Raw genomic sequence first — 26,590 nt, 5'->3', positions numbered from 1 at the left:
TAGAAGGTCGGGCACAGCGCCAGCATCAGCAGCGTGGCAAGGCCGCCGGCGGCGCCGCCGACGCGACGGCCGAGCCGCCATGTCACCGTTAGCCCGATCACCCCCACCACGGCGCCGAGCAGGCGACGGGTTTCGAACAGTTCCAGAGGTATGATTTTGTGCAGCAGCGCCGCGGCCATGTCGAAGCCGCCGCCATACATATAAAGATTGGCAAAGGACAGCGCGCCGAGATCCTTGAATCCGGAGCCGTACATCTTCAACAACAGGTCGGCATATTCAGCGTGGGTATAGTCGTCCCAGCCAAGGCCGTAATCGCGGAAGGTAAAGCCGGCGACGATGCTCACCACGACGAGCGTCAGCAAAGCAAGGTCGTCGCAGGTCCGTTCCACCGACCGCCTCAGCGGCAGGACGATGGCGGAAGTCGTTATCGATGACATGATGGTTGATAACCCGGTGTCCCCAGCGGCTCAACGTAGTGCTCTCGAGCCTCTTCCCCGGCTACCATATAGCGCACTTCTACAACCAAGTAATTGAGAATTGTGGCAAAATTCTTGAAACGCGACGCAGCAACAAGCTTATGTCCCGGATATGCTCGCCAGGGATGTAAATTCATATTATGCTAACCAGAACGGTTAAGTATGGCGCTCCAGTACCTTTACCGGAAGTTGTGAATGTAAATTGTCGTTTGTCGATTAAGACGTTACGGTGGTTGGGACAACGAGGCGCGCGAAGCTGCCGCCGTGGGAGTTGATAATACAATGACTTTGCTGCTGGTTGCCGGGATCTTGGTAATCCTTGCGGGCCTTCTAACGATCGTCTTCGGGATCCCGGTTAAGGAATTCGGCTTCGGCAACACGCTTATTCTGACTGGAACGATCGGCGCCTGCACCGGCCTGATCATGATCAGCATGGGCTTGGCGCTTCGCGAGCTGAAGAAATGGGGCCCCCGTTCCGGCGAAGCGGCGACCGCGCCGCCCATCCCCAGGCGTGAATTCCAATTGCCGCCGGACGAAGATGACGACGCGGGATTACTGCCGCCGGTTCCGTCGCCGCAGCGTCAGGAACCGGCGGCCCGGACCGGCAGTGCCGATCCGGCGACGCTGCCCTGGCAGGACGAATCGCCGCGTGCGCGCGCGGCCGCGGCGGAGCCGGCGGAACCGAAGCGCCATAATCTGCTATTCTCGTCGTCCCGGCGCGAACGTGCCGAGGCCGCTGCCAAGGAGGGCGCATCCGCCGCGACTCCCGCCGCGCCGCAGCGCAGTTTCGAGGACGCTTGGCCGGAGCGGGAGCGGCCCCGGTCCGACGCGATTCGCCGCACGGCGCGCGCGCCGGCGTTGAGCGACAGCCTGCCGGACTCGGCGCTGATTCCCGATCGCTATGTGCCGGCGGCCCGTGAGAATGACCCCGCGCGCGTCACGGTGCTGAAATCCGGCGTCGTCGATGGGATGGCCTATTCGCTGTACTCGGATGGCTCGATTGAAGCCCAGATGCCCGAAGGTATGATGAGCTTCGATTCGATCGAGGATCTGCGCGAGCATCTCGACAACCGGGGGTGAGGTTTTCCATCCGGTCCGTCGGGATCGACGGCCTGCCCATGAAAATTGAGACGCGCTGGTGTCGGATCGCCGTCGTATTTGCAATCCGATCAAGCCTGCCGGTTATAGGATATTTCGAAAGACCCGCATGACCGACCAGACAGGCAAGAATTTCATCGACCTCACGGCGACCATCGTGTCGGCCTATGTCAGCAATAATCCCACGCCGGCGGGCGAGCTGCCGGCGCTGATCAGTCAGATTCATGCGGCGCTGATGCGGGTGTCGAGCGGACGGCCGGAGGTTTCACTGGAGCCGGCCAAGCCGGCGGTGTCGCTGAAGAAGTCGATGACGGCGGACTATCTGGTGTGCCTGGAAGACGGCAAGCGCTTTAAATCCTTGAAGCGGCACCTGCGTACGCAATACAGCATGACGCCGGAGCAATACCGCGAGAAGTGGGGGCTGGCAGTGGACTATCCAATGGTCGCTCCGAACTATGCCGTTGCCCGTTCGCAACTCGCCAAGAAGATGGGATTGGGACAGCAACGTCGGCGTCGTAAATAGTCCGGGTTCCATTCGCGGTGAACCAAGACGGAACAAAGCGGAGACGAAGGGATCATCCGCGCGGCGGGCGACATTTGAATTTACCTATCATGGCATCTCTGCCGGGTAGCGCACAGAGTTGGTGGCCTTAAAGCAATAATTCCTATATAGGACTTGTATCCGATTTTGTGTCGTGCGACTATTATCCTAAATGGAGGTCGTCGCATGAAAGCTTCCCGCAAGTCCCGTTATTCTACCGAGGGCGTCGGCGCGGACCGCGCCAGGCATCTGTCGCTCGATAGCCGAACCATTCTGACCGAGGGCGGGCCCACCTCGGTGCTGGTCAATGACGCCGAGAGTCCGCTGGCGTGGCTGGCACGGCGCAAGGGGCGCGACGGGCGCAGCATGATCAGCCCGCATCAATTCCTCGCCGGCGAAAGGCTGCGCGCCGATTTCACCCGCGGAAATCTGGCGCCGCGAATGACCGCCAGCTGGGCGGCAACCGGCGGCCGATCACGCGGATCGGGCAGCAGTCCCGGCGAAATGACCGACATGATGGTGACGTCGCGACAGCGCGTTAGCCAGGCGATGCAGGCCTGCGGTCCGGAATTTTCCGGCATCCTGATGGATGTCTGCTGCTTTTTGCGCGGGCTCGAGGATGTCGAGCGCGAGCGCGGCTGGCCGGCGCGCTCCGCCAAGATCGTGTTGCAGCTCGGTCTCGACCGGCTGGCGCGGCATTATGGTTTGGCGGCCGAAACCCGGGGAGTTGCATCGGGGGTGCGCACGTGGCTGGCAGACGATGTTGTTTTTGAACGCTGATCGATCATCGTTCCGGGTGGCCGCGGCGATAGCCGCGGGCCGGCCCGGAACGACCGTTAGGTTGCCGCCGCCAGGGTTTCCTTGGCATCGTTGCGGATGCGCTCGACCATCGCGCGCAGCCCGTTGGAGCGCTGCGGGGTGAGATGTTCGCGAAAACCGAGCTCGTCGAACACCTTGATCGGATCGGTGTTGAGGATGTGGCTGGGCGTTTGATCGGAATACAGCGTCAACAGGATCGCCATCAGGCCGCGCACGATGTGGGCGTCGCTGTCGCCGAGATAGCTCAGCACCGGCTCGCCGGCTTCGGTCGCGGCAATCTGGCGCGATAGCCAAACCTGGCTGGCGCAGCCATTGACCTTGTTGGCGGCGGAGTGTTCCTCCGCCGACATCGGCGCCAGTGTACGGCCAAGCTCGATGACGTACCGGTAACGGTCGTCCCAGTCTTCCAGCAGCTCGAAATTGTCTTTGATTTCGTCGATCGTTGTCATCTGGGCCTGCATCCGGTTGCAAGTTCTATATAGGGATGCCCTGCGACGAAAGCGACCACCCGCAACCCCGGGTCCGGCAATTAGAGTCTGATCCGTTAGGATGAATTACTCATGTCCCGGACGCGGTGCGGCATTCTCAGGCGATGCCCTTGCATCGCCGCTATGTCGCTCCGCGGAGTCGGGACCCTACCAAGTGCTGAGTTTCATGGCGGTCCTGGCTCCGCGGAGCACTCCGCCTGCTTGCGGAGGCGCAATGTACCGCGTCCGGGACACGATTCGAGCAAACTGAATCTGACGCTAGCTGCTACGGCGTCGGGTCGGGGGCGCGCCAGTCAACGGCGAGATCATCCGGCTTCAGCGTATCCGGCATGTTGTCGAGGGGGCTGTCCTGATCGGCGCCTTCGCCCGACCCGATCGATCCGGTGTGGTCCGGCGGCTTCTTGTCGGTGATGATCTGGTACAGCTTCTTGGCGCCGTCCTTGGCGCGTTCGCCAAGCACGGTCGCCGCCTGTCCGCCGACCTCGCAGGCCGCGGGTTGGCGCTTGCAGAACTGGCTCATGTCGGACATCGCGGCGCTGGCGGCCGACACCGCTTCGGACGCGCCGATCTGCGGCGCCTGGTCCGAGCCAGGCGTCTTGTCTCTGGGCAGCAAAACGAGCACCAGCCCGAGCCAGAATGCCATGCGAAGCAGGAAGAACATCGCGCAACCCCGTTGGTCTTTCAGTCCGTTGCGATTTGCCGCAATCTGAGTCGAAACTAACAGTGGTCGATAAACCGCAAGTGTTTGCGATGCGGTTAAATCGCTAAAAATTAGCGGAAAATGCCAGGCAATCGATTCGGCGTAAATTTTCCATTGCTACGCGAGGCAGGTTGATGCGCACGCGTCCGCGCGTGCACGCTTTTGAAACCATGTCGCGGCGCGACTTTAAACGTGTCGTTCACCATCACCGCCGATTGAAATAGCGAAAATGCCCGTAAATCAGCGGTTGTGCTTCGGGGCGTCGGATCTCGGCGCGGGCCTTAGCGTTCGCTTAATTCCGCTCTGACACGGTGACGTAACGATGAAGGAGGCGTTTCGGCGCGTCTGATTTGACGAGCAAGCCGAAGCGAGAGCCGTGACAGTATTGAAAATCATCCGCGATTGTCTCGATGCCTTGCTGCACCCCTCAGCGCGCTATGATGCGCTGACCAGTGCACGACACCGCGCGTTCATGGCGCCGCGTCTGCTTGGCAGTCTTGCCGTCATCGCAGCCTTCCCGGTCTATCTGGCTGTGCGCGGCGCGCCCAACGCGATCGAGGTCGCGGCTTTTGCGTGGCTGATCGCGCCGATCCTGCTGTCCTATTTCCTGTCGCGCACCGGCCGCTACGAGATGGCGCAACTGCTGTCGTCGATCGCGCTGGCAAGCCTGGTCGTGATGATGTCGATCTCGACCGGTGGTATCGAATCATTCGCCGCGATCTGGCTGGTGGTGGTGCCGCTGGAAGCCGCGTTATCGGCGTCGCGGCGCGTCGTTGCCTTTGCCTCCGGACTGACTATTTCCTGCATCGTCATTCTGATCGCGATGACTCGCCTCGATCTGTTGCCGGTGTCCGTTGCTGGCGTGCAGAACCACAGCGTGTTTATGGCGTTCGGCGTCGTCTCCGCGACGCTCTATGCGGCGGGACTCGCCTTCGGTGCCGAGTTGCTGGCGCGTACCAGCGTGTCCTTGCTCAATGTCGAGGAAGACCGCTATCGCCTGCTGGCTCACAATATGAGTGACGTGATCTCGCGACATCGCCGCAACGGCGCGGTGCTGTTCATTTCGCCGGCCGCCGAGGCGCTGGTCGGGACCCCGACGCAGCGGCTGCTGGGCCACGGCCTGTTCGATCGCGTTCACGTCGCCGACCGCCCGGCCTATCTGACCGCGCTGTCCGATGCGGCGCGCGGTGGCGAGGCCTGCAGCGTCGAGTTCCGGCTGCGCCGCGATACGACGCGTTATACCGATCGCTCGTATTCGATCACTGCCGAATTCATTTGGGTCGAGATGCGTTGCCGCCCGCTGGAGCAGACGGCCAGCCAGGCGGCGCCGGATCATGCCGAACGCGAGGTCGTAGCGGTGCTGCGCGACGTCACGGATCGCAAGCTGCAGGAAGAGGCGCTGGCGCTGGCCCGCACCGAGGCCGAGCGCGCCGATGAGTCCAAGACCCGGTTCCTGGCCACCATGAGCCACGAGTTGCGGACCCCGCTGAACGCCATCATCGGCTTCTCGGAGATGATCGTGCAGGAGGACCTGCTGATGATCGGTGCTGCCAAGCGCAAGGAATACGCCCAGTTGATCAACGATTCCGGCCAGCATTTGCTGTCGGTGGTCAATGGCATTCTCGATATGTCGAAACTGGAATCCGGCAGCTTCGAGATTTCGCCGGAACCGTTCGCGCCGCGCCCGGCGCTGATCAACTGCTGCAACCTGCTGGCGCTCAAGGCGCGAGAGAACGGCATCGACCTTGTCACCGATGCTCCCAAGGACCTGCCTGAAATCAACGGCGATCCGCGCGCCTTCCGGCAAATCCTGCTCAATCTGGTGTCCAATGCGATCAAGTTCAGCGAGCGTGGTGGTATCGTCAGTGTCACCGCCAATGTCGAGGGATCGCGGTTGCTGCTGCGGGTCAGCGATACCGGCGTCGGCATCGCCGCGGACGATTTGAAGCGGATCGGCGATCCGTTCTTTCAGGCCGGCAAGACCTATCAGCGCCGTCACGAAGGCACCGGCCTCGGCCTCTCGATCGTCAAGAGCCTGGTCGGCATGCATGGCGGCGAGATGAACGTGCAGAGTCGCGTCGACGAAGGCACCATCATTACCATCGCGCTGCCGTTGGACTTCTGTCCGCCGGCACAGCCCGCCAGCAATATCGCGACGCTGACACCCGCGCCCCGCGCCGTGACCTCCGACCAGTACGATCAGGTGAAGAAGAGTGCCTAAAGCCAAATCCAAGGAATCCAAATCGCGTGGTCGCGCCGTGGCCGTGGTCGATGAACCGGCTGAGCGCGGCCTGATGCTGCGCATTCTGTTGCACAGTCCGAAAGACCTGGTCGCCGGCCTGATCGCCTTCGCCGCGGTCAGCGCGATCATTGCCAATGCGATCTTTCTGCAGGCCGGGCGGCATCCATCGCCGATGTTCGGCTCCAGCGTCGTGGTGGCGATGCCGGCGCCGTTCGTGAACCCGCTGCCGAAGCCGCGCCCGATCGACGCGACGCTGCGTCCGGCCGATGCGAGACTGGATTCGCGCATGCTGGATTCCAAGCCGGTGGACGGCAAGGCGGACAGCAAGCCGGACGCCCGTGCCGCGGCGGCGGCCGCTGCCGTGGCGCGCCCGCCGGCCGCCGTGCCCACTGTCGCGCGCGATCCGCTGGGTGATCTGATCGTCAGTTCGCGCCGTGTCGCGGCGGTGCAGCGCGCCCTCACCGAGTTCGGTTATGGCCAGCTCAAGCCGACCGGGACCGCTGGCTCCGATACCCAGGCGGCGATCCAGCGCTTCGAGCGCGAACGCAAACTGCCGGTCACCGGGCAGGTCAATGACCGCATGGTCCGTGAACTGGCCTCCGTGACCGGCCGTCCGATCGAATAGCCGTTCGCGCGTGCTGCGGACCGGCTTCGTTGCCCGGCCGCGGTGCGCAAGCGTCTGTTCCGCCAAGCCGCGCCGCGTATGCATCGCGCCGGGGACACCGGTCTGCTATAGAGTTCGCCATGAGATTGAAGAGCAGCATCTGGGTAGCCGCGTATCTGCGCCGCTGCCAGTCCGAAGGCGTGTTCGGCGCGGTGCGTCGGCGCGGCGCGGAGGAGGCGGGCGCGGTGTTCGTGAAGATCGCGCTGCTCGACGGCACCGCCATCCTCTACGCCCCGGCACCGCAAAGCGCCTATGACGACAGCCGCCCGGTCGAGCGCGTCTTCGCGGCCTCGCCGCCCGAGGCGGTCGAGGAGCGCAAGATCGAGGAGCGGCTGGTCAAGGAAATCTCGTTCGATCCGGACGTCTGGATCGTCGAGATCGAGGACAAGGCAGGCCGGCATTTCCTGGATCTGGTGAAGAAGTAGATCCGCCCGACCCTGCAAGCCGCGCGGGACGCGCGACTACTTTCCGGTATTTCGTGTCAGGCGCGCGATGTCGATCATGCCGGGCTGAGCGGCCGGCCGTGCAACTGGCGCGGGGCGCGCGCGGTTGCGTTCGTCGTCATACAGCGCTGGGCGATATTTGGCGCGCGTTGCCGCCAGCGTCGCGCCGCGCCAGGCTGCGACCATGATCAGCGCCGAACGCTCGCTGAGTACGTCGTAGAAGCGCGATAGCCGGTAGACATTCTGTACCGAGGTGCCGAACTCCGGGTTCAGGAACAGTAATACGCGCTGGAAGATCGCGCTGCTCATGCCGAGCGCCTTGGCGCAGCATGCCAGCGGCTCGCCGCCGGGATCGTTGACCACCTGTTCGGCGACCGAGACCGGCAGCATCAGGGCTTCGCCGAGCTCGCGGGCGAAATTATCGCGGTCTTCGGCGAACGCCGCCATTTCCAGAATATGCATGGCGCGCGCGGCGCGGCTTTCGGGAATCCGCGCCGACGGGCGCAGCGGCGTGTCTTCGAGATTGTACAGGATCTGGGCGCGCTCGGTGGCGCTGGCAGCGAAGAACAGCGCGGCGATCTCGGAGGCGTCCTGCGGCTGCATGGTCATGGTGGCCGCCATGCGCATCTGCGTCTCGGTCGGCGGTCGCGTGGCGGGGGCGGCCGGCGGCGTCATTGGCGCGATGGCTTGCGCGCGCGGCATCGGCTGTCCGGGATCGAGCGGTCGCAAATTCAGCTTCTGCAAGATCGCGCGTGGCGTGTTGGGATAGATCGAGAGCCGGGCGCGCACGGCGGCGCGGGTGGCGTCATCCACCTCGTCGATCAGCCGGGCCGTGAGTTCGACGAATTGCTTTTCCTCATCGAGCGTATGCGTTTGGGCCTGGACATAGAGGTCGGTCAGCACCCGAAGCAGCGTCGGGCGAATATCGACGCCCTCGCGGCGCGACAGCTTCATCAGGCCATCAAAGCCCGGGAACAAAGGAGGTGAAGAAGTCATGGGCAATACGCTTCACTGGAGAGGATCACCCCGACCTTACGTGGCATCGATTAATCCGCCGTTAACCATGGGAGTTCCATCGCGGTCCGCGCGCCTGGGCGTCGCGTCGGATCATGAAATTAAGGCTCTATTAACCATGATCACTCTTAGATGATGACGCGCCAGACCAATGGACGAAGCGGCGCGGAGAGAGCGACATGAGCACCATCATCACGTTCCCGGCGGATGCGGCAGCGCGACGGCCGGGCCTGAGCATGGGTCGTGCGCCTTGTACCGGCGGTGCCACCATCCTGATCCTGCCGGTGGTTCGCATCGAACGCGAAACCGACGACAGCAATGGCAGTGGTCCGGACGAGGGCGCCGCGCCCGGGCGCCGCCGCAAGCGCCGCGCCCGCTCCTGATCAGGAATCCTCCATGCCGACGATATCTCCGCCGATCCGAACACGGCTTCGGCGCTCGGCGCCATTTCTGTTTCTCGTCGCCATGCTCGGCGTCGCCCTTGGCGGCTGCAGCAGCGGCGATTTCGGCCGTACCCGCCCGGACGTGCTGAGCGACAACATGCATAGCTGGATCGGCGCGGAAGCCACCGGCAGCGTTGGCCTGCGCGCGTCGGAATTCCAGCTCACCGACGGCGAAAAGCTGATGCGCGACCTGGCCTTTCCGCTGATCGAGCCGCCGCATTCGCGGCCGCTGTGGAAAAGCGTGTTCGGCGATTACAAGCCGCTGCCCTCGCCATGGCGTCAGGCGCCGCCGTTCGATCGCACCGCCTATGGCCGGCAGCTGATCGACGAGCCGCACCGATCGCACACCTCGCGCTACAGCGTGCTGATCGACGATGTCCGCAACGACATCCTGCGCTTCGAGCCGTTTTATGCCAATGCCGCACGCGTCATCGAGCTCGATCGTAAGCGTAATGCCAGTCTCAAAATGGTGTCCGGCCTGATGCCGCAGGAACGCGCCGATGCGCTGGCGCGCATGGACGAGAACGCGCTGATCATCCAGTGGGTCGAGCAATGCCTGCAGCGCCGGATCTCATCCTATCGCTGGGCGCTCGAACGGCTGGTGGTGCACACCCCGGATGGCCTTGCTGCCAGCGCCGACATGCTGATCGGGGAGATGGCCGCGCAGACCACCGCGGCGTCGGCGTCGATCGCGCCCGTACGCGCCGGCAAGGTGCTGCGCGTCGGGGGATGATGTGAGTTCGGGATTGTGATGCCGTTATGGCCGGACGACATTGCCGAGTTCATGGGCGTGAACTCAGCGCTTCGCCGGCCCCTGTTTGGCCGGTGGTTCGGTCTGCACCCGGCAATTCGATGCCGCGAGTGAGGCCTGCGCCTGTGCCATCAGGCCGGGCTCGGCGGCCAGCGCCTTCAGCACGATCAATCCGGTCGCCGTCGGGGAATCGATGATCAGCCGGTCGGCCGCGGTGACGTCTTCGTCTTCCGGCAGTTCGGCGTGCTGCGCCTCGGTCATCAAATCGAGCTCGATGATGCGGCGACCGGCGGAACGATCGTTGATCGCATAATAGGCGACGTCGCTGCGGGTGTAGAACGACACCGATGTATAGGACTGGCTGACCGGCACCGTCAGCTTGATGGGGCCGGTGGAGAGGTCGTAGCGGCACACCGCCATCGCAAAGGCCGGGTCCATGAACGGCAGCAGCGGATTGGTCGGCTCGGTCGGTGGCAGCGGCGTCACGCTGTTGAGCTTGCCGATCGGCGTCAGCCGCGAATAGGCATCCTGCGTGGCGATGCGCGGCAAGGCCAGTACGCTGACCAGATGCACCACACCGCCCAGGATGATTCCGCCGAAAATGGCAAATAGCAGCCGGATCATGGGCAGCCCACCGTGGTGATGGCTGGCATTGGCGCGTCGCGTTGCGTGCGCGTGGCGACGCCGACCGGCGTGTCATACAGCCGAAGCATCAGCACATAGCGTTCCAGCGCCCCGGTCGGCAACCAGTTGCCGGCGCGCGCGCGCGAGGCGATGCGGACCTCGAAGGCGCCGTCGGCGCCGCGCACGATCTCCTGACTGGTGAAGCCGTAGCGTTGCAGTGCATTGGGGACGAGGCGGCCCCGTGTGTCGTATAGCGTCAGCGTCCAGAACCGCGCCGGCGGGGTGACGCCGCTGACCACGATATCGCAGCGGCCATCGAGCGCTTTCTTTCTGTCGTCGGTGGTCGCGGTGAAGCCGACGCCGTCACCGGTGCCGACCGGCAGTTCGCCGGAGCGCGCGATCGCGGCGCGCGCATAGGGGTCGATCTCGCTGGTGCCGGTGCGCGGGCGCGCCGTCCAGGCGCCGATCGTCAGCGTGCCCAGATCGGTGCCGCGCGTCGCCGTCGTCCAGGTCAGGCCGAGGCCGACGATGGTCGCGATCACAAGCGCCAGCACAGTGAGGAAGATCAGCCGCACGTTCGAACCGTCATCATCGCCGCATCAATTCTTGCGCGAGGCAGGGGCCAGCGCAGGCGGTACCGCGGGCTCGGTGCCAGCCGAAGCGAAGCTTTCCGGTAAAGCCAGTGCCGGGGAGACACGCGGCCTGGCCGGTTCGTTCGACGAAGTGCGCCCGGCTGTCTTGCCGGCGTCATCGAGCATCTTCTCGACGCGCATCAAAATATCGGCGCCCTTGCGGGTCAGCACCGGCGGCGGGCCGGGCCTGGTATCCTGCGCGTTGGCCGCCATCACCGAGGAAGCCGCCGCGGCGGGGTTCCTGGTACCGGCGCCGACGCCCGGTATTTCCTTGATCTCGATACCCTGGTGCGCCGCCACCATGATATCGTGCCAGGTCTGCGCGGGCAGCGAACCGCCGGTCATGCGGTTGGTCGGCGAATAGTCGTCATTGCCGTACCATACCGCGCAGGTGAAGTTGCCGGTGTAACCGACGAACCAGGCGTCGCGATAGGCATTGGTCGTGCCGGTCTTGCCGGCGGTCGGAATGCCGTCGAGCGCGGCGCGGCGCGCGGTGCCTTCCGAGACCACGTGGCTCATCATGCCCGCCATGTCGGCGGCGACGGAGGCCGGGATCGCCTGCAGCGGCTTCTTGCCGTCGCGGTCGAATCGCCAGACGAGATCGCCGGCGCCGGTGCGGACTTCCAGCACCGCGTGCGGCTTCACCGACTTGCCCTTGTTCGGGAAGGTCACATAGGCCACGGCGTGTTCGAGGACGCTGACCTCGGCGGAGCCGATCGGCAGCGACGGCGTATCGAGCAGCGGCGCCGTGATGCCGAAGCGGCGCGCGACCTCGACGATCTTGGCGCGGCCGGCCTTGGCCGGATTGGGCGAGCCCTTGCCGAGCGCGATCGAGATCTTCACCGGCACCACGTTGATCGAGCGCGTGATCGCCTGCGTCAGCGTGACGTTGCCGGAATAAGAGTGGCCATAATTCTGCGGGCACCAATTGCCGATGCATACCGGGCCGTCATTGATGATCGAGGTCGGCTTGAAGCCGTTCAGCAGCGCGGTCGTATACACATAAGGCTTGAACGACGAGCCCGGCTGCCGCATCGCGTCGACCGCGCGGTTGAACTGGCTGGCGCCATAATCGCGGCCACCCACCATGGCGCGCACGCCGCCATCGAGATCGGACACCACCGTGGAGGCCTGCGTGGCGTGATAGTCGCGGCCGAACTGGCGCAGCTGGTTCTCGATCGCGGCCTCGGCGGCGCGCTGCACATTCATGTCGATCGAGGTGCGCACCACGAAGACGCGCTCCGAATAGGATTTTGGAAAGGTGTCGACCAGTCTGCGCATCTCGTCGAACGCCCAGTCGAGGTAGTAATTCGGCGACACTTCCTCACGGCGATCGACGGCGGTCGCGGGGTTGCGGCGGGCGCCGAACACCTGGCCCTCGGTCATGAAGCCGGCATCGACGAGGTTGTCGAGCACCTGGTTGGCGCGGGCGCGCGCGGCGGGCAGGTTGATGTGCGGCGCGTATTTGGTCGGCGCCTTGAACAGGCCGGCCAGCATCGCGGCCTCGGCGAGGTTGACGTCGCGCGCCGACTTGTTGAAGTAGAAATGCGCCGCGCCGTCGACGCCAAAGGTGCCGCCGCCCATATAAGCGCGGTCGAGATAGAGTTTCAGAATCTCGTTCTTGGTGAGGCGGGTCTCGAGCCAGATCGCGAGGAAGGCTTCGTTGACCTTGCGCTCGATGGTGCGCTCGTTCGACAGAAACAGGTTCTTGGCGAGCTGCTGTGTCAGCGACGAGCCGCCCTGGCGCACGCCGCCGGCCTGCGCATTGGTGACCAGCGCGCGCGCGGTGCCGGCGATGTCGATGCCGAAATGGTCGTAGAAGCGGCGATCCTCGGTGGCGAGCGTCGCCTTGATCAGATTGTCGGGAAAATCCTCCAGCGGAATCGAGTCATTATGCTTGATGCCGCGGCTACCAATCGGATTGCCGTAGCGATCCAGAAAGGAGACGGCGAGGTCGGATTTCTTCAGCCAGTCTTCGTCGGAGGTTTCGCGAAACGCCGGCTGCGCCAGCGCCAGCATCAGGATCAGGCCGCCGAGGCCGATGGTCGCCATTTCCGACAGCGGCTCGATCAACACCCAGCGTTTCCAGCGGCCGACATAGAAACGGTCCATGAAGGTCGAGTAGCGTTCCCACAGCTCGCGGATCCCGACCGCGGAGGAGAACAGCGTCGAATCGATACGCGCGTCAAAATCCAGCAGGAGATGCTGGAGCTTCTTCTTCCATGCGGTTGGCACGATCTGGCGCACCGGGGCCCTTGGTCTGTCGCAGCGCTCGAGCGCCACCCGATCAGGCACCGCCGAGACGTCTTGCTGGGTTGTTGCGGCAATCCCAAGGCGTGCCGGCGATTGCCGCTTTTTCGCCTCAAGAACTGACTCGTCCAAGTTCTAGCCGAGCGTCGCTGACAAACCAATGGCGAAGCTCGGCTTTCACCGGAAACGGCTAATGCGCCAAGCGGGCATGGCCACAGTTCCGCCGCAAGACGCGGCGGCGCTTGCGGCCTCGGCCGTTACAACCCATAGAAGACGCCTCAGCCCCTCGAAATCGAATTGCACGGCATGACCACGCGTCCTCCGAAACCCTCGCTGCAAGAGGGAATGTTCTGGAAAACCAAGACCTTGGAGCAGATGACCAAGGTCGAGTGGGAAAGCCTGTGCGACGGCTGCGCGCGCTGCTGCCTGGAAAAGCTCGAGGACGAGGACAGCGGCAAGATCTATTACACGCATGTCTCCTGCAAATTGCTCGATGCCGGATTGTGCGCCTGCAAGGATTATCCGAACCGCTCCGACCAGGTGCCGGACTGCGTGCGGCTGACGCCGGAGAACGTTCGCAGCCTGAACTGGCTGCCGCCGAGCTGCGGCTACAAGCTCGTCGCCGAAGGCCGCGATCTGTATTGGTGGCACCCTCTGATCTCCGGCAGCCCGCAGACCGTGCACGAGGCCGGCGTTTCGGTGCGTGGCCGGGTCCAGGGTACCGAGGACACCGTGCCGGACGAGGACCTGCAGGACCACATCGTGACCTGGCCCGGCGTGCTGCCGCGCCGCGCGCAATTGAAGAAGCGGCCGGTGTAGGCTGGCGCTCTTGACCGCCTTCCGAGCCGCAAAGAACGGGAGTTGATCGATGGCTGAGAAGAAATTCAGGCCTGGTCAGGGCTATACGCAGCAGGATTGGGATGACGCCGATAGTCCGGAGTTGACGGACGCGGAGCTTGCAGAAATGCGTCCTTTTGCAGAAGTCTTTCCCGACCTCGCCGCGTCGATCCGCCACAAGCGCGAAGCCGGGCAAGATTCGACCACGCGCTTGATTTCCTTGCGGCTGTCCGGCGAGGTGATCGACAAGTACAAGGCCGGCGGCGCCGGCTGGCAGTCGCGGATCGATACCGACCTGCGCAAGCTCAACAAGATCCAGTAAACGCGTCGCGAAACCGGATCGACGTCACCGCGCCAACAGCGCGACGACCAGCATGCGCAGCGGGTTGGCGGGGTCGAGCAGAAGTTTGGCGGTGACGCCGAGCGAGATGATCACCAGCAGCGGGCGGATCAGCTTCGGCCCAAAGCGCATCGCGGCCCGCGAGCCGAGCCGGCCGCCGATGAAATTGCCGACGGCCATTGCCGCGCCCAGCATCCACAGCACCTGACCACCGGCCGCCAGCACCGCCATCGACACTACATTGCTCATCAGGTTGAGCGCCTTGGTGTGCGCCGTGGCCCTGGTCAGTCCCATCCCCATCAGCGTCACCAGGCTGAGGGCGAAGAACGAGCCGGCCCCGGGACCGAAGAAGCCGTCATAGAAGCCAATGCCGCCAGCGACCGCGGCATAGGTCATTGGAGTGACGCGCGCGTGCGAATCGACATCGCTGGCGACCGGCGCCAGCAGAAAGAACAGCGCGATGCCGACCAGCAGGATCGGCAGCACCACCATCAGCCAGCGGGTATCGATCACCATCAGCGCCAGCGCGCCAATCGCCGCGCCGGCCAGCGCCGCCAGCAGCGGCAGGCGCAACAGCCGGAAATCGATCCAGCCGGCGCGCCAGAAGGTGTAGGTCGCCGATGCCGTGCCGACACAGGCCTGCACCTTGTTGGTGGCCAGCGCCGCCACCGGGCTGATGCCGGCGGCCAGCAGCGCCGGGATCACGATCAACCCGCCGCCGCCGGCAATGGCATCGACGAAGCCCGCCGCGACAGCGGCGAGGCAGAGCAGCGCAATAATGTCGGGGGCCAGATCGATCACGGCGCTGCGTAGGCGATTCGCCGCCGACAGGCCATCGCATCGTGGAACCGCGAACCGGTGCAGCCAGGCCAGAACGCCGCGAAACGCCTGCCGCGGGATGCTCCCATGCAGGCAAAAGGCTGTCGCTGCATGCAGTTGCATGATAATTTTGCCTTCATCAGCCCCTCGCGCGCATTTCGTGCCCAGCCATCTGAATCCGAAAACCCATGACCAAGATCGAACGCGCGTGCCGCTCCACGGCTGACGACCTGCCGCTGTCCGACGAGATGGTCGCGGAATTGTCGTCTCTGCCGACCGAGGTGATCGACGTCATCGACGCGCCTGCGGCGGTCAAGCCACCGCTGACGCAGACCGAGGTTCGCACCATCCTGGTCAGCCTGCTGCTGACCATGTTCCTGGCGGCGCTCGACCAGACCATCGTCGCCACCGCGTTGCCGACCATCGGGCGGCAGTTCGGCGATGTCAGCAACCTGTCCTGGGTGATCACCGCCTATCTGCTGGCCTCGACCGCGGTGGCGCCGGTGTTCGGCACGCTGAGCGACATCTATGGCCGCCGCTCGACCATCGCCGTTGCCCTGGCGCTGTTCATGGCCGGCTCGGCGATGTGCGCGCTGGCGCCCAACATGCTGGTGCTGATTCTCGGCCGCGGCCTGCAGGGCCTCGGCGGCGGCGGCATCCTGCCGATCGTGCAGACGGTGATTTCCGACGTGGTGACGCCGCGCGAGCGCGGCCAGTACCAGGCCTATTTCAGCGGCGTCTGGGTCGCGGCCGGCATCGGCGGCCCGATCCTCGGCGGCGTGTTCGCCGAACATCTGCACTGGTCGATGATCTTCTGGATCAATTTGCCGCTCGGCATCGTGGCGCTGGCGCTGTTGCTGCCGCAGATGAAGAAGATCCCGGTGTTCCACCGCCGTCGCAAGGTCGACTGGCTCGGCGGCATCTTGCTGATGGCCTCGGCGCTGGTGTTCATGCTGGTGCTGACCTGGGGCGGCACCAAATTCGCGTGGGCGTCGCCGACCATTGTCGCGATGACCGGCGCCGCCGCTGTGATGGGTTTCGCCTTCATCTGGCATGCGCTGCGCGCGGACGAGCCGTTTTTGCCGCTGCAACTGATGTCCGGTTCGGTGGTGCCCTTTGCGATGGCCGCCGGCGGTTGCGCGATGGGCGCGATGATCGGGCTCACCGTGCATTTGCCGCTGTATTATGAAGTGGTCTACGGCCTCACCGCCAGCGAGGCCGGGCTGGCGCTGATCCCGATCGCCGCGGTCTCGGTGCTCGGCGCGGCGATCGCCGGCCGCACCATGACCCGCGCCATGCATTACAAGCGCGTCGCCATCATCGGCACCGCCTGTTCCGCAATGATGGGTCTCGGTCTCGCGCTGGCGACGCCGCTGCCGCTGTGGGGGCTGCTGACCATGCTCGCGATCTTCTCGGTTGGCCTCGGCACCACCTTTCCGGTGACGGTGGTGTCGATCCAGAACGCGGTGGCGCGCGCGCAGGTCGGCACCGCCACCGGCGCCATGAACTTCTTTCGCGCGCTGATGGCGTCGTTCACCGTGGCCGCCTTCACCACCGTGCTGCTGATGGCGCTGGGCACCGGGATCACCATCAGCGGCGACCATGCCGGCTCCGCGCATCCGATCGCCGCCGCCGACATGGTGCACGCCTTCCGCTACGTGTTTGGCGCCGCCGCCGTGATGCTGGCGCTGGCCGCGTTCTTCATCTCGCTGATGGAAGAACGCACGCTGGCCGGGCCGGCCAAGGCCGGGCCGAGCCTGGTTTCGGAATAGGGCGGTGGAAATGCCCGTTGCCAAGCATCGACGCGTATTTCCATACGTTGCCGCAGATGGTGGTATCTTGATCTGCAATATGGACTGACGCGCATTGTCAGGATGTCGTTGAGGCGGCGGACGTCGATGTAATAATATTAACGGCTTCGAAAGCATTGTGATACCGGGCGGCGGTGCGTAGGGTTCCATCCGGAATGTCTCGCCTTGTCGGCCTGGCACTTTTTCGCGCCAGGTCGTTCGCATGAAGCCGAGCTCCGTCCTGTCAACCTTGCGCGTGCTCGCGACAGCGGCAATTTCGGCCGGTGTGGGCCTGCTGGCACCCGCCGCGGCGCAGGATGCCACCTGGTTGAGCAATCCCGGCTCAGGCGATTTGGGTACGGCGACCAACTGGAATACCGGCGCCGTACCGACGGGCACCGCATTTTTTGGCTCGTCGGCGACGACAACGCTGACGTTTTCAGCAGTATCGTCGGTGGGCGGGTGGACCTTCGCCGGCGGCGCGCCAGCCTATACGCTGGTGACCAGCCACAGCGTGCCCTCTTATTCTTTCACCGGCGCCGGCATCGTCAATGGCGCAAACGCCATCATCGAAAACGTCAACTTGCTGTACTTTCAAAACGCCAGCACGGCAGGTGCTGTCACCATCAACAACACCGGTGGCTTCGTGCAATTCCTCGATAACAGCACGGCAGGCAGCGCCACCATCAATAATCTGGTCTCGTCCGCCTCCGCGCTATTCTTTCTGAATAACAGTAGCGCCGGCAATTCCACGCTGGTCAACGCCGGAAATATCCTTGTGTGGAACAATAGTACGCTGGGCAACGCCAGCGTGACGAACGATGCTGGGGCTTTGCTGCGCTTCGTCGGTTTCTCCACCGGAGGCAATGCCAGCATCGTCAACAATGCCGGCGGCGTAGTTGATTTTTCGGCAAGCGACGGGCCAGGACATGACAGCAAGCTCAGCGTCGGATCGCTGTCCGGCGCGGGGGGATTCTCGCTTGGCGCCAACCAGCTCACGGTCGGCGGCAACAATGCCAGCACGACGGTCTCTGGAGCCATCAGCGATTGCACATCTTGCGCCGTATCGGGAGCGACCGGTGGCTCGCTGCGCAAGACCGGTACGGGCACGCTGACGCTGTCGGGCGCCAATAGTTACACGGGTGGCTCCGTGGTCACCGCCGGCCAGTTGACGCTCGGCAGCGTCACCGCGCTGGGCAATACCTCGAACACGACGGCCATCAGCGGAGGCACTCTGGACCTCGGTGGTTTCACTGTGACGCAGAATGGCGGCCTCACGCTGAACGGCGGCACGCTGCAGAACGGAACGTTCGGCACGATCGGCGGCTTCAACCTGCAGGCCGGCACTGTCAACGCGACCCTGGGCAGCGGCAGCGTTCTTGCGAAGACGACTGCCGGCGTGGTGATTCTCGGCGCCGCCAACACCTACACCGGCGGCAGCACGATCTCGGCCGGTACGCTGCAACTCGGCAATGCCGGGGCGCTCGGCAACAACGCGAACACCACCGCCATCAGCGGCGGTACGATCGATCTTGGCGGTTTCACCGCCGCGCAGGCGTTGCTCAGCCAGTCCGGCGGGACGGTGCAGAACGGCACGATGAATGTCGGTACCTATCAGCTGACTGGAGGCACGCTGGCCGGCACGGCGACGGTGTCGGCCGCGACCGCGTTCGACCTGCAGGCCGGTACCATCAATGGCGTGCTGGCCGGCGCCGGCGCGCTGACCAAGACGACCGCCGGCCTGGTGACGATGAGCGACACCAACACCTATAGCGGCGCCACCACGGTCAATGGTGGCACGCTCAGCGTCAACGGCTCGATCGCGACTTCGATCACCACCGTCAATGCCGGCGGCACGCTCGGTGGCAATGGCACCGTCGGCACCACCACCATCAATGGTGGCGCGCTGGCGCCGGGCAACTCTGTGGGCACGCTTAATGTGTCCGGCAATCTCGTGTTCACTTCGGCGGCGCGCTACCTCGTGGAAGTGTCCGCGGCGGGCGCCGACCGCGTCAATGTCACGGGCACCGCGACGCTGGGCGGCGCCACCGTAAATGTATCATTCGTCGCCGGCAGCTATGTCAGCAAGCAGTTCACCATCGTCAATGCCACCGGCGGCGTCATCGGCACCTTCGGCGCGCAGGCCGATACCAATTTGCCGGCCGGTTTTCGCAGCAGCCTCAGCTATGATGCCAACGACGTGTTCATCAATCTCGATCTGACGCTGGCGCAATATACCGGACTCAACGTCAACCAGCAGAATGTCGGCACCTCGCTGGTGAACTACTTCAACCGCACCGGCGGCATTCCGCTGGTGTTCGGCACGCTCACGCCCGTCGGCCTGACCCAGGCGTCCGGCGAGATCGCAACCGCGACGCAGCAGGCGACGTTCGACGCCATGAACCTGTTTCTCGGCGTGCTGACCGATCCGTTCACCGCCGGGCGGGAAGCCGGACAAGGCATGGTCAGCGGCTATACCGGGGAGTCCCTGAGCTATGCCGCGAAGCGCGGAGCAGGGGACGCGCTCGATGCCATCTATCGCAAGGCGCCGCTGACGCCGCGATTTGCAGAACACTGGAACCTATGGGCGGCCGGCTTCGGTGGCCAGCGCACCACCGATGGCAATGCCACGCTCGGGTCCAGCAATGCGACCGCGCGGATCGGCGGCGTCGCCGTCGGCGCCGACTACTGGCTGTCGCCACAGACCGTCGCCGGCTTCGCGCTGGCCGGCGGCGGCACGAATTTCAGCGTCAACGGTCGGGGCAGCGGACAGTCCGACCTGTTCCAGGCCGGCGGCTTCGTGCGGCACGTGCAAGGCTCGGCCTATCTCACCGCCGCGGCCGCCTATGGCTGGCAGGACATCACCACCAATCGCACCGTTACCATCGCCGGCTTCGACCGGCTGCGCGCCCAGTTCAACGCTCATGCATATTCGGGGCGCATCGAAGGCGGCAATCGCTATGTGTTGCCGTGGGTCGGCGGCGTTGGCGTCACGCCCTACGCGGCGGCGCAGGTAACTGCCTTCGAGCTTCCCGGCTACGCCGAAAATGTCGCTGGCGGCGTCAACACCTTTGCCCTCAACGATGCCGGCAAGACCGTCACCGCGACGCGTAGTGAACTCGGCCTGCGCAGCGACAAGTCCTATGCGGTTGACGATGCGCTGCTGACGCTGCGCGGCCGCGCGGCGTGGGCGCATGATTTCAACACCGATCGCAATGTGCAGGCGACGTTTCAGAGCTTGCCGGGCGCATCCTTCGTCGTCAACGGCGCCGCGCCGGCGCGCGATGCCGCGCTGACGACGGCGTCCGCCGAAATGAAGTTCATGGGCGGCGTCTCGCTGGCGGCGACTTTCGAGGGCGAGTTCTCGGACGTGACGCGCTCCTATGCCGGAAAAGGTGTGGTGCGCTACGCCTGGTAGGCGCCGACTTTCGAACCCTTCCGGCAAAATCCTCGCGCTTTCCCTGCGCATGCGGCCGCCCGGGTCGACCCCGCCGGCATCGCTGGCGCAGCGCCGGGCTGGACAACCATGCCTTGCTATTCGTGGCCGACTCATCAAACGCTGTTCCATCAGTATATTTACATTATTGGAACTAAAATGTTTTTGGCCTTGTCAGCGAACGCTCCGGGCCCGAAGAAGTTCTGCACGACTGGGATCACCTGGCGAATATCGGTCGCGTCGCGCGCGTGGACGGCCTGCTTCGCATGGGCGTTGCTGATCTCGTTGCTGTCGGGTGAGGCCCGGGCGCAAACTTCCCCGGTGCTGTACCTGCCCAACACCGTTGGCAATAATGTCTGGGTGATCGACACCTCTACGGGCATTGCCGGTTCAATTGCCACGGCGAGCCGCGCGTACGGCGTGGCCATCAAGGGCGACCAGTCCGTGCTCTATGTGAGCAATAATCAGGACGGCACCGTCACCCGGATCGACACCGCCACCAACACCGCCGGGACCCCGATCACGGTCGGTGGCCGTCCGTACGGCCTTGCCATGACACCCGATGGCAAAACCCTCTATGTGGCGATCAGCACGAGCAACACCGTGGCCGTCATCGATACCGCCACCAACGCGATCACGTCGGTGCTCACCGGTTTCAACAACCCGACCGCCGTGGTCGTGACGCCGGACGGGAAAACCGCCTATGTCACCGATCAGAACAGCGGCAGACTTGTCCCGATCGACATCGCCACCAATACCGCGACGACCGCCATTGCCGTGGGGGCCAACCCGTTCTTTCTGGCCGCGAGTCCGGACTCGAAAACCATCTATGTGGCCAATAGCGGCAGCAATACCGTGTCGATCATCAGCACCGCCACCAATACGCTCGTCGCGACAGTCACGGTGGGAACGACGCCGGTCGACGTGGTCGTGTCGCCGGACGGCAAGACCGCCTATGTCACCAGCCAGGCCGGGATTACGCCGATCGACACCGCGACCAACACGGCCGGCACGCCGATCAGTCTCGGGGGCGCGACGACCCCCTTCGGCCTGACGGTGAGCCCGGACGGCAGGACGCTCTACGTGCAGGTCAGCAATGGCGGCGGCAGTGTTGCGGTATATGATATCGCGACCGGCACGTTCGGACCGCCGATTGCCGTCGCAGGCGGGCAATTCCCCGGCATGTGCTCGAACGGCAACGCCTTGCTGGCCGCCGGGCTGACCTTCAAGGCGAACAATGCGGGCGCGCTGGGATGCACCCTGGCGTCCGGCGCGACCGGTTCTCCGGGGCCGGTCTTCACCGGCGGCACGCTGCAATTCGCCGGCGCCAATATTTCGAGCGCGTTGCCCATCGCGCTGATGAATCAGGGCGGTACGTTCGATACGGCCGGCAACAACGCCACGCTGTCCGGCGCCATCAGCGGCGCGGGCGGCATGACAAAGACCGGGTCTGGCACGCTGACCCTGTCGGGGGCGGGCTCCTATCTGGGCGCGACCGGCGTGAATGTCGGGACGCTGCAAGCGGGGATCGGCAACGCGTTTTCACCGAACAGCGCTTACACTATCGCCAATGGCGCAAGGCTCGATCTCAACGGCTTCAGCCAGACCGTCGGATCGCTGGCGGGCGCCGGCGCCGTGACACTGGGAACGGCGACGCTGGCCGCGGGCCGCGACAATACGAGCACGACATTCTCCGGCGCGATCTCGGGCAGCGGCGGATTGACCAAGACCGGCACCGGCGCGCTGACGCTGTCGGGCGCCAACAGCTTCACCGGCGGCACCGCGGTCAATGCCGGCACGCTCTCGGTCAATGGCTCGATCGCAACCTCCTCGCTGACCACGGTGAATGCATCGGGCACGCTCGGGGGCACCGGCACGGTCGGCAACACCGTGATCACTGGCGGCACGCTTTCGCCGGGCAATTCGATCGGCACCCTCAACGTGGCCGGCAACCTCGCCTTCAGCTCGGCGTCGAGCTACCTCGTGGAAGTGTCGGCAGCCAATGCCGACCGCGTCAACGTCAGCGGCGCCGCGGCGCTCGGCGGCGCTATCGTCAAAGCCTCATTTGCGACGGGCAATTACGTCGCCCGGCAATATACCATCTTGAACGCCACTGGCGGCGTCAGCGGCAGCTTCGGGTCGCAGGTCAATACCAACCTGCCCACCAGCTTCATCTCCGCGTTGAGCTACGATGCCAATAACGTCTACCTCAATCTGGCGCTGAACTACGCGGCCGCGTTCGGAAACGGTTTGTCGTCCAATCAGGCCGCCGTCGGCAACGCGATCGTCGGTTATTTCAATCGCACGGGGAGCATCCCGGTCGCCTTCGGTGCGCTGACGCCAGGGGCACTGACGCAGGTCTCCGGCGAGACGGCGGCGTCCGTCCAGCAGCCGATCTTCATGGCGGCGACCCAGTTCATGGGCACGATGTCGGATCCGGCTGTGGCCGGCCGTGGCGGAGATGCGCCGGGCGCGATGGGATTTGCAGAGCAGGGCGACGCGATGAACGCCGATGCCGCCACTGGCCGCAAGCGGTCGGGCAACGAGCGCGACGCCTACGCCATGATCACCAAGGCGGCGCCGCGCGCTTTCGTGCCGCGCTGGAATGTATGGGTGTCCGGCTTCGGCGGAACGCAGACGACGGATGGCAATGTCGCGGCCGGCACCAGTACTTCGAGCAGCCGGATCGGTGGCGTCGCGGTCGGCGCGGACTATTGGCTGTCGGCGCAGACGGTGGCCGGCTTTGCCATGGCCGGCGGCGCGACCAATTTCAGCGTGGCGGGCGGCGGCGGGCGCTCCGACCTGTTCCAACTCGGTGGCTTCGTGCGCCACAACATCGGCTCGGCCTACATCACCGCGAGTGCCGCCTATGGCTGGCAGCAGGTGACCACCGAGCGCCATGTCGACGCCGACGCGCTGCGCGCGCGGTTCGATACAAACTCCTATTCGGCGCGGCTGGAGGCCGGCAACCGCTATGCCACGCCGTGGCTCGGCATCGCGCTGACGCCCTACGCGGCGGCGCAAATAACCTATCTGGATCTGCCGTCTTATGCGGAAACGTCGGCATCCGGCACCGGCAGCTTCGCGCTGGCCTATGCCGGCAAGGGCATTGCCGCGCCGCGCTCCGAACTCGGCCTGCGCAGCGACAAGTCGTTTGCCGTGAGCGATGCGTTGCTGACGCTGCGCGGTCGCGCGGCGTGGGCGCACGACTTCAACACCGAGCGCTCGGCTTCGGCCACCTTCCAGTCGCTGCCCGGCGCGTCGTTCGTGGTCAACGGCGCTCGGCCGGCGCGCGACGCTGCACTGACCACCGCCGAGGCCGAGCTGCGTTTTGTCAGCGGCATCTCGATTGGTGCCAGCTTCGAAGGCGAGTTCTCCGAGGTCACCCGCTCTTATGCGGGCAAGGGCGTCGTGCGCTACGCCTGGTAGACAACGGCAACTCGACTTCGCGCCATGCGGGTGCCGCTGATCGCATTGTCCCGCTGCGTGCAGGTGGACGAACTACACGTCCCGTTCGCGCCGAAACATGGCCTTGGTTAACAAAATGCATGTCGCAATTGGTTGCTGATTCCCTTCCCTGATCGCAACAGGATAGGTCGCGCATTTTGTCAAACGTTCAGCCTTTCGCAATGGATTCGCTCGTTGAGGTTGATCCGATGTGGTATATATCTACTCCCTAAAACAATCATTCATACCTTTGGCGCAAGGTAGTCGGTAGTTTTGTATGTTTCTTCCGCTTCGAATTCATTTTTTACGGCTTCAGCCATCAGGCTCAGGATTATGCCGCCGCCGCGGGAACGCGCGCGCATCAAGGCGTTTCAGGATTTGCGTATGACCAGTTTCGACAAGCCCGATTATCTCAGTCCCGACGACCCGTTGTATTATGCGCCGCGCCGGTTGCGTCAGGCATCCGATCGCCCGTCGGCGCCGGACGTCGTGCCGAACGACGTGGCCGCCGCGTCGAGGCGTCATTTGATGCAGCCTGAACTGGTGCCGGCGCCGCCTCCTGGCGGACTGCGGCGACTGATGGGGGAAAACCGCCTTGGCGTGATCGGCGGCATCGCTGTCGCGGTAGTGCTGGCGGTTTTCGCCGCGGTGGTCGTTACCATCATGACGCCCGTGGCACAGCCGCCAGGCGAGGCGAATGCCGCGGCACCGTCGTTCCTCGGGGTGCTGCAATCGAGAGGTCTGCCCGCCACGGCGACGCCCGCGAGCGACAGCGGCAAAGCCGCGGCCGACGATGCCGACGGCGCGGCCGCGCCGGTCGTCGGGCCCGCGAGCGAACCGGCCGCCAAGCCGGATGATTCCGATGCGCTGCTTCGGCAGTTGATGCAGTGGGACAAGAATTCCGCCGCGAAGCCGGCCCCCTAGCCGCGGGTCGGATGATTTCGAACGCACCATTTTTTATTTGTATTCTGGCGGGAAGTACCTTGATGATTTCTATCACCCGACGCCAATCCAATCTTCCCGGATGGTCGGCGACGATTGCCCGCGGCGCCTTGTTGGCCAGCGGTCTCGCGCTCGCCGTTCCCGCCACCGCGGCGCCAGGAGACAAGGCCGCCGTGGTGCGCACGCTGGCCAGCCGGGTTGGCCTGATCGTGGGCGCGGCCTCGAATTGCCGCAACCTGCAGCGCCCCCGTGTGCAGAACGTGGTCGACAAATTTGCCGTCGTGATCAAGGAAGCGTCGGCCAACGAAGCCGAGCGCGTCGACATCATTCAGCAACTCGACCGTAGCCTCGGCGATGGCCGCCGCGCCATGACCAATCCCGAGGTCGAGTGCGCACAGGCCGAACGCCAGTTCGTCGATCTGGAACGCTCCATCGTGACCTCCGCGCTGCCCGACCCGGGCGCGATCTCCGCGGCGGCACCGATGTCGTTCGCGCCCGCGCAGCCCGCGCCGACCCCGGCCGCCGCCGCGCCGTCAAGCGCCGTTCATGGCGTCACCGATCAGGAAATCCGCTTCGGCATGGTGGGGCCGTTCTCCGGCCCGTCCAAACAGCTCGGGCGTCAGATGAAGCTCGGCATCGATACCGCCTTCAACCGCGTCAATGAAGCCGGCGGCATTTCCGGCCGCATGCTTCGGCTGATCGCGGCCGATGATGGATATGAACCGAGCCGGACCCTGGCGGCCATGGCGCAGTTGTACGACAAGGAACAGGTGTTTTGCTATATCGGCAATGTGGGCACGCCGACCGCGGCGGTGGCGGCGCCCTATGCGCTCGAGCGGCGCGCGCTGTTCTTCGGTGCGTTTACGGGAACGCCGGTGCTGCGCCATGATCCGCCGGATCGCTACGTCTTCAACTATCGCGCGGGTCTAACCGAGGAGATCGAAGCCTCGGTGCGTTATCTGGTCAAGGTGCGGCGATTGCAGCCGCGGCAGATCGCCGTGTTCGCGCAGGACGATGCCTTCGGCGAGGTTGCCTTTGGCGTGGTGGTCAAGGCGATGCGCATCCTCGGGGCCAGCGACGACCTGGCGTTGCGCCTCAGCTACAAGCGCGGCTCTATCGACGTGAACGACGCGCTGACGACGCTAGCTACGCGCAAAGCCAACAACGCGATCAAGGCCGTGATCATCGTTGGCTCCTATCGCGCCTCCGCGAAACTCATCGAAAAGACAAACGACCTGTATCCGGGGATGATCTACACCAATATTTCTTTCGTCGGCAGCAGCGAACTCGCGGAAGAGCTGAAGCTGTTGGGACCGCGCTACAGCAATGGCGTGGTCGTGACACAGGTGGTGCCGGCGGTGGACGGCTATTCCTCCGCGATCCTCGAATACAAGGCGTCGCTCGCCAAATATTTCCCCGGCGAGGCGCCGGACTACGTTTCGCTCGAAGGCTATATCGGCGCCAATATCGTGATCCAGGCCTTGAAACAGATTGGACCGCAGCTCGACACCGAGAGATTGGTGGACAGCCTCGAAAGTCTGCGCGGCGTGGACATGGGGCTGGGGACGTCGCTGAGCTTCGGTCGCTCGGATCACCAGGCCTCGCACAAGGTGTGGGGAACGGCGCTGGATGAATCCGGCAAGTACCAGGCGATCGACCTGGAATAGGGCAACAGCGATAAATCCGGCACGCCAAAGACGGTTTCGGACAAGGGGGATTCCATGACGTTCACTTCACCAGGCAAGACGAACTCACGGATGGAGGCGAGCATTGCGCGTGGCATTCTGCTGGTGG

At 64.6% G+C, this 26,590-nt stretch carries 22 protein-coding genes and 1 pseudogene; 15 read left to right on the top strand and 8 right to left on the bottom strand.

Annotated features, from left to right (window positions below; genetic code table 11):
* A pseudogene (locus Q0S16_RS17040) lies at positions 1 to 437 on the bottom strand (hypothetical protein); the annotation flags it as partial.
* A gap of 321 nt (positions 438 to 758) precedes the next feature.
* Here Q0S16_RS17040 and Q0S16_RS17035 point away from each other — a divergent pair.
* The 3 genes from Q0S16_RS17035 to Q0S16_RS17025 all read left to right on the top strand — a co-directional run bounded on the left by Q0S16_RS17035 (position 759) and on the right by Q0S16_RS17025 (position 2,895).
* Positions 759 to 1,556 carry a hypothetical protein gene (locus tag Q0S16_RS17035; protein WP_295850348.1) on the top strand — a complete coding sequence of 266 codons (798 nt, stop codon included), beginning with the start codon at positions 759 to 761 and terminating at the stop codon, positions 1,554 to 1,556.
* 127 nt (positions 1,557 to 1,683) lie between these two features.
* Entirely contained in the window at positions 1,684 to 2,097 is a 414-nt protein-coding gene (locus Q0S16_RS17030; protein WP_295850347.1) for a MucR family transcriptional regulator, read from the top strand.
* A 204-nt stretch (positions 2,098 to 2,301) separates the two neighbouring features.
* Positions 2,302 to 2,895 (top strand): DUF6456 domain-containing protein, encoded by a 594-nt coding sequence (locus Q0S16_RS17025; protein ID WP_295850344.1) that lies wholly within the window; start codon positions 2,302 to 2,304, stop codon positions 2,893 to 2,895.
* A 56-nt stretch (positions 2,896 to 2,951) separates the two neighbouring features.
* Here Q0S16_RS17025 and Q0S16_RS17020 read toward each other — a convergent pair whose 3' ends face one another.
* Together Q0S16_RS17020 and Q0S16_RS17015 are read right to left on the bottom strand one after the other, a co-directional pair.
* Positions 2,952 to 3,383, bottom strand: a complete 432-nt coding sequence (locus tag Q0S16_RS17020) for a SufE family protein (protein ID WP_295850339.1) — start codon at positions 3,381 to 3,383, stop codon at positions 2,952 to 2,954.
* 304 nt (positions 3,384 to 3,687) lie between these two features.
* Entirely contained in the window at positions 3,688 to 4,083 is a 396-nt protein-coding gene (locus tag Q0S16_RS17015) for a DUF5330 domain-containing protein (RefSeq protein WP_295850336.1), read from the bottom strand.
* Positions 4,084 to 4,498: 415 nt separating this feature from the next.
* On the opposite strand from Q0S16_RS17015, the gene Q0S16_RS17010 reads away from it, so the two are divergent.
* From Q0S16_RS17010 to Q0S16_RS17000, 3 genes are all read left to right on the top strand, one after another.
* On the top strand, positions 4,499 to 6,343 hold the full coding sequence (locus Q0S16_RS17010; protein WP_295850332.1) for an ATP-binding protein: 1,845 nt from the start codon (positions 4,499 to 4,501) through the stop codon (positions 6,341 to 6,343).
* Positions 6,336 to 6,989, top strand: coding sequence for a peptidoglycan-binding domain-containing protein (locus Q0S16_RS17005; RefSeq protein ID WP_295850329.1), 654 nt, complete (start codon positions 6,336 to 6,338; stop codon positions 6,987 to 6,989). Before Q0S16_RS17010 ends, Q0S16_RS17005 begins: the two co-directional genes overlap by 8 nt.
* 119 nt (positions 6,990 to 7,108) lie before the next feature.
* Positions 7,109 to 7,453 carry a DUF1491 family protein gene (locus Q0S16_RS17000; protein ID WP_295850326.1) on the top strand — a complete coding sequence of 115 codons (345 nt, stop codon included), beginning with the start codon at positions 7,109 to 7,111 and terminating at the stop codon, positions 7,451 to 7,453.
* 36 nt (positions 7,454 to 7,489) lie between these two features.
* Here the strand turns inward: Q0S16_RS17000 and Q0S16_RS16995 are convergent, their stop codons facing one another.
* Entirely contained in the window at positions 7,490 to 8,467 is a 978-nt protein-coding gene (locus Q0S16_RS16995; RefSeq protein ID WP_295850323.1) for a DUF2336 domain-containing protein, read from the bottom strand.
* A 197-nt stretch (positions 8,468 to 8,664) separates the two neighbouring features.
* Between Q0S16_RS16995 and Q0S16_RS16990 the strand changes: the two genes are divergently transcribed.
* Both Q0S16_RS16990 and Q0S16_RS16985 read left to right on the top strand, forming a co-directional pair.
* Positions 8,665 to 8,868 carry a hypothetical protein gene (locus tag Q0S16_RS16990; RefSeq protein WP_295850320.1) on the top strand — a complete coding sequence of 68 codons (204 nt, stop codon included), beginning with the start codon at positions 8,665 to 8,667 and terminating at the stop codon, positions 8,866 to 8,868.
* Positions 8,869 to 8,950: 82 nt separating this feature from the next.
* Positions 8,951 to 9,661, top strand: a complete 711-nt coding sequence (locus Q0S16_RS16985; RefSeq protein WP_295850359.1) for a hypothetical protein — start codon at positions 8,951 to 8,953, stop codon at positions 9,659 to 9,661.
* 63 nt (positions 9,662 to 9,724) lie between these two features.
* Here Q0S16_RS16985 and Q0S16_RS16980 read toward each other — a convergent pair whose 3' ends face one another.
* From Q0S16_RS16980 to Q0S16_RS16970, 3 genes are read right to left on the bottom strand one after another with little or no spacing between them, the layout of a single operon-like run.
* Positions 9,725 to 10,303, bottom strand: coding sequence for a DUF1254 domain-containing protein (locus Q0S16_RS16980; protein ID WP_295850317.1), 579 nt, complete (start codon positions 10,301 to 10,303; stop codon positions 9,725 to 9,727).
* Complete coding sequence (locus Q0S16_RS16975; protein ID WP_295850315.1) at positions 10,300 to 10,878, bottom strand: DUF1214 domain-containing protein; 579 nt, start codon at positions 10,876 to 10,878, stop codon at positions 10,300 to 10,302. Before Q0S16_RS16975 ends, Q0S16_RS16980 begins: the two co-directional genes overlap by 4 nt.
* Positions 10,879 to 10,902: 24 nt before the next feature.
* Positions 10,903 to 13,182: a PBP1A family penicillin-binding protein gene (locus Q0S16_RS16970; protein ID WP_295850356.1), complete on the bottom strand. Its 2,280-nt coding sequence runs from the start codon at positions 13,180 to 13,182 to the stop codon at positions 10,903 to 10,905.
* 309 nt (positions 13,183 to 13,491) lie between these two features.
* Between Q0S16_RS16970 and Q0S16_RS16965 the strand changes: the two genes are divergently transcribed.
* Both Q0S16_RS16965 and Q0S16_RS16960 read left to right on the top strand, forming a co-directional pair.
* A complete protein-coding gene (locus Q0S16_RS16965; protein WP_295850313.1) occupies positions 13,492 to 14,004 on the top strand; it encodes a YcgN family cysteine cluster protein in 513 nt (170 codons plus the stop codon).
* A gap of 49 nt (positions 14,005 to 14,053) precedes the next feature.
* Positions 14,054 to 14,344, top strand: a complete 291-nt coding sequence (locus Q0S16_RS16960; RefSeq protein ID WP_295850310.1) for a BrnA antitoxin family protein — start codon at positions 14,054 to 14,056, stop codon at positions 14,342 to 14,344.
* 24 nt (positions 14,345 to 14,368) lie between these two features.
* Here the strand turns inward: Q0S16_RS16960 and Q0S16_RS16955 are convergent, their stop codons facing one another.
* Positions 14,369 to 15,163, bottom strand: a complete 795-nt coding sequence (locus Q0S16_RS16955; RefSeq protein WP_295850353.1) for a TSUP family transporter — start codon at positions 15,161 to 15,163, stop codon at positions 14,369 to 14,371.
* Between the two features lie 206 nt (positions 15,164 to 15,369).
* Here Q0S16_RS16955 and Q0S16_RS16950 point away from each other — a divergent pair, with 206 nt between their 5' ends.
* From Q0S16_RS16950 to Q0S16_RS16930, 5 genes are all read left to right on the top strand, one after another.
* The gene (locus Q0S16_RS16950; RefSeq protein ID WP_295850308.1) at positions 15,370 to 16,953 is read left to right on the top strand and encodes an MDR family MFS transporter; all 1,584 of its coding nucleotides are present in this window, start codon (positions 15,370 to 15,372) and stop codon (positions 16,951 to 16,953) included.
* A 241-nt stretch (positions 16,954 to 17,194) separates the two neighbouring features.
* Positions 17,195 to 20,389, top strand: a complete 3,195-nt coding sequence (locus Q0S16_RS16945) for an autotransporter outer membrane beta-barrel domain-containing protein (RefSeq protein WP_295850306.1) — start codon at positions 17,195 to 17,197, stop codon at positions 20,387 to 20,389.
* Between the two features lie 291 nt (positions 20,390 to 20,680).
* Positions 20,681 to 23,836: an autotransporter domain-containing protein gene (locus Q0S16_RS16940; RefSeq protein WP_295850304.1), complete on the top strand. Its 3,156-nt coding sequence runs from the start codon at positions 20,681 to 20,683 to the stop codon at positions 23,834 to 23,836.
* A 402-nt stretch (positions 23,837 to 24,238) separates the two neighbouring features.
* Positions 24,239 to 24,778, top strand: coding sequence for a hypothetical protein (locus Q0S16_RS16935; protein WP_295850302.1), 540 nt, complete (start codon positions 24,239 to 24,241; stop codon positions 24,776 to 24,778).
* A 62-nt stretch (positions 24,779 to 24,840) separates the two neighbouring features.
* Positions 24,841 to 26,463 (top strand): ABC transporter substrate-binding protein, encoded by a 1,623-nt coding sequence (locus Q0S16_RS16930; RefSeq protein ID WP_366517837.1) that lies wholly within the window; start codon positions 24,841 to 24,843, stop codon positions 26,461 to 26,463.
* The last annotated feature ends 127 nt before the right edge of the window (positions 26,464 to 26,590 follow it).

Origin of the sequence: Tardiphaga sp. (assembly GCF_025356345.1) — a bacterium.
Taxonomy (GTDB): domain Bacteria; phylum Pseudomonadota; class Alphaproteobacteria; order Rhizobiales; family Xanthobacteraceae; genus Tardiphaga.
The sequence above is the reverse complement of the archived record's forward strand: the minus strand, read 5'-3'. Positions and strand labels throughout refer to the sequence as shown.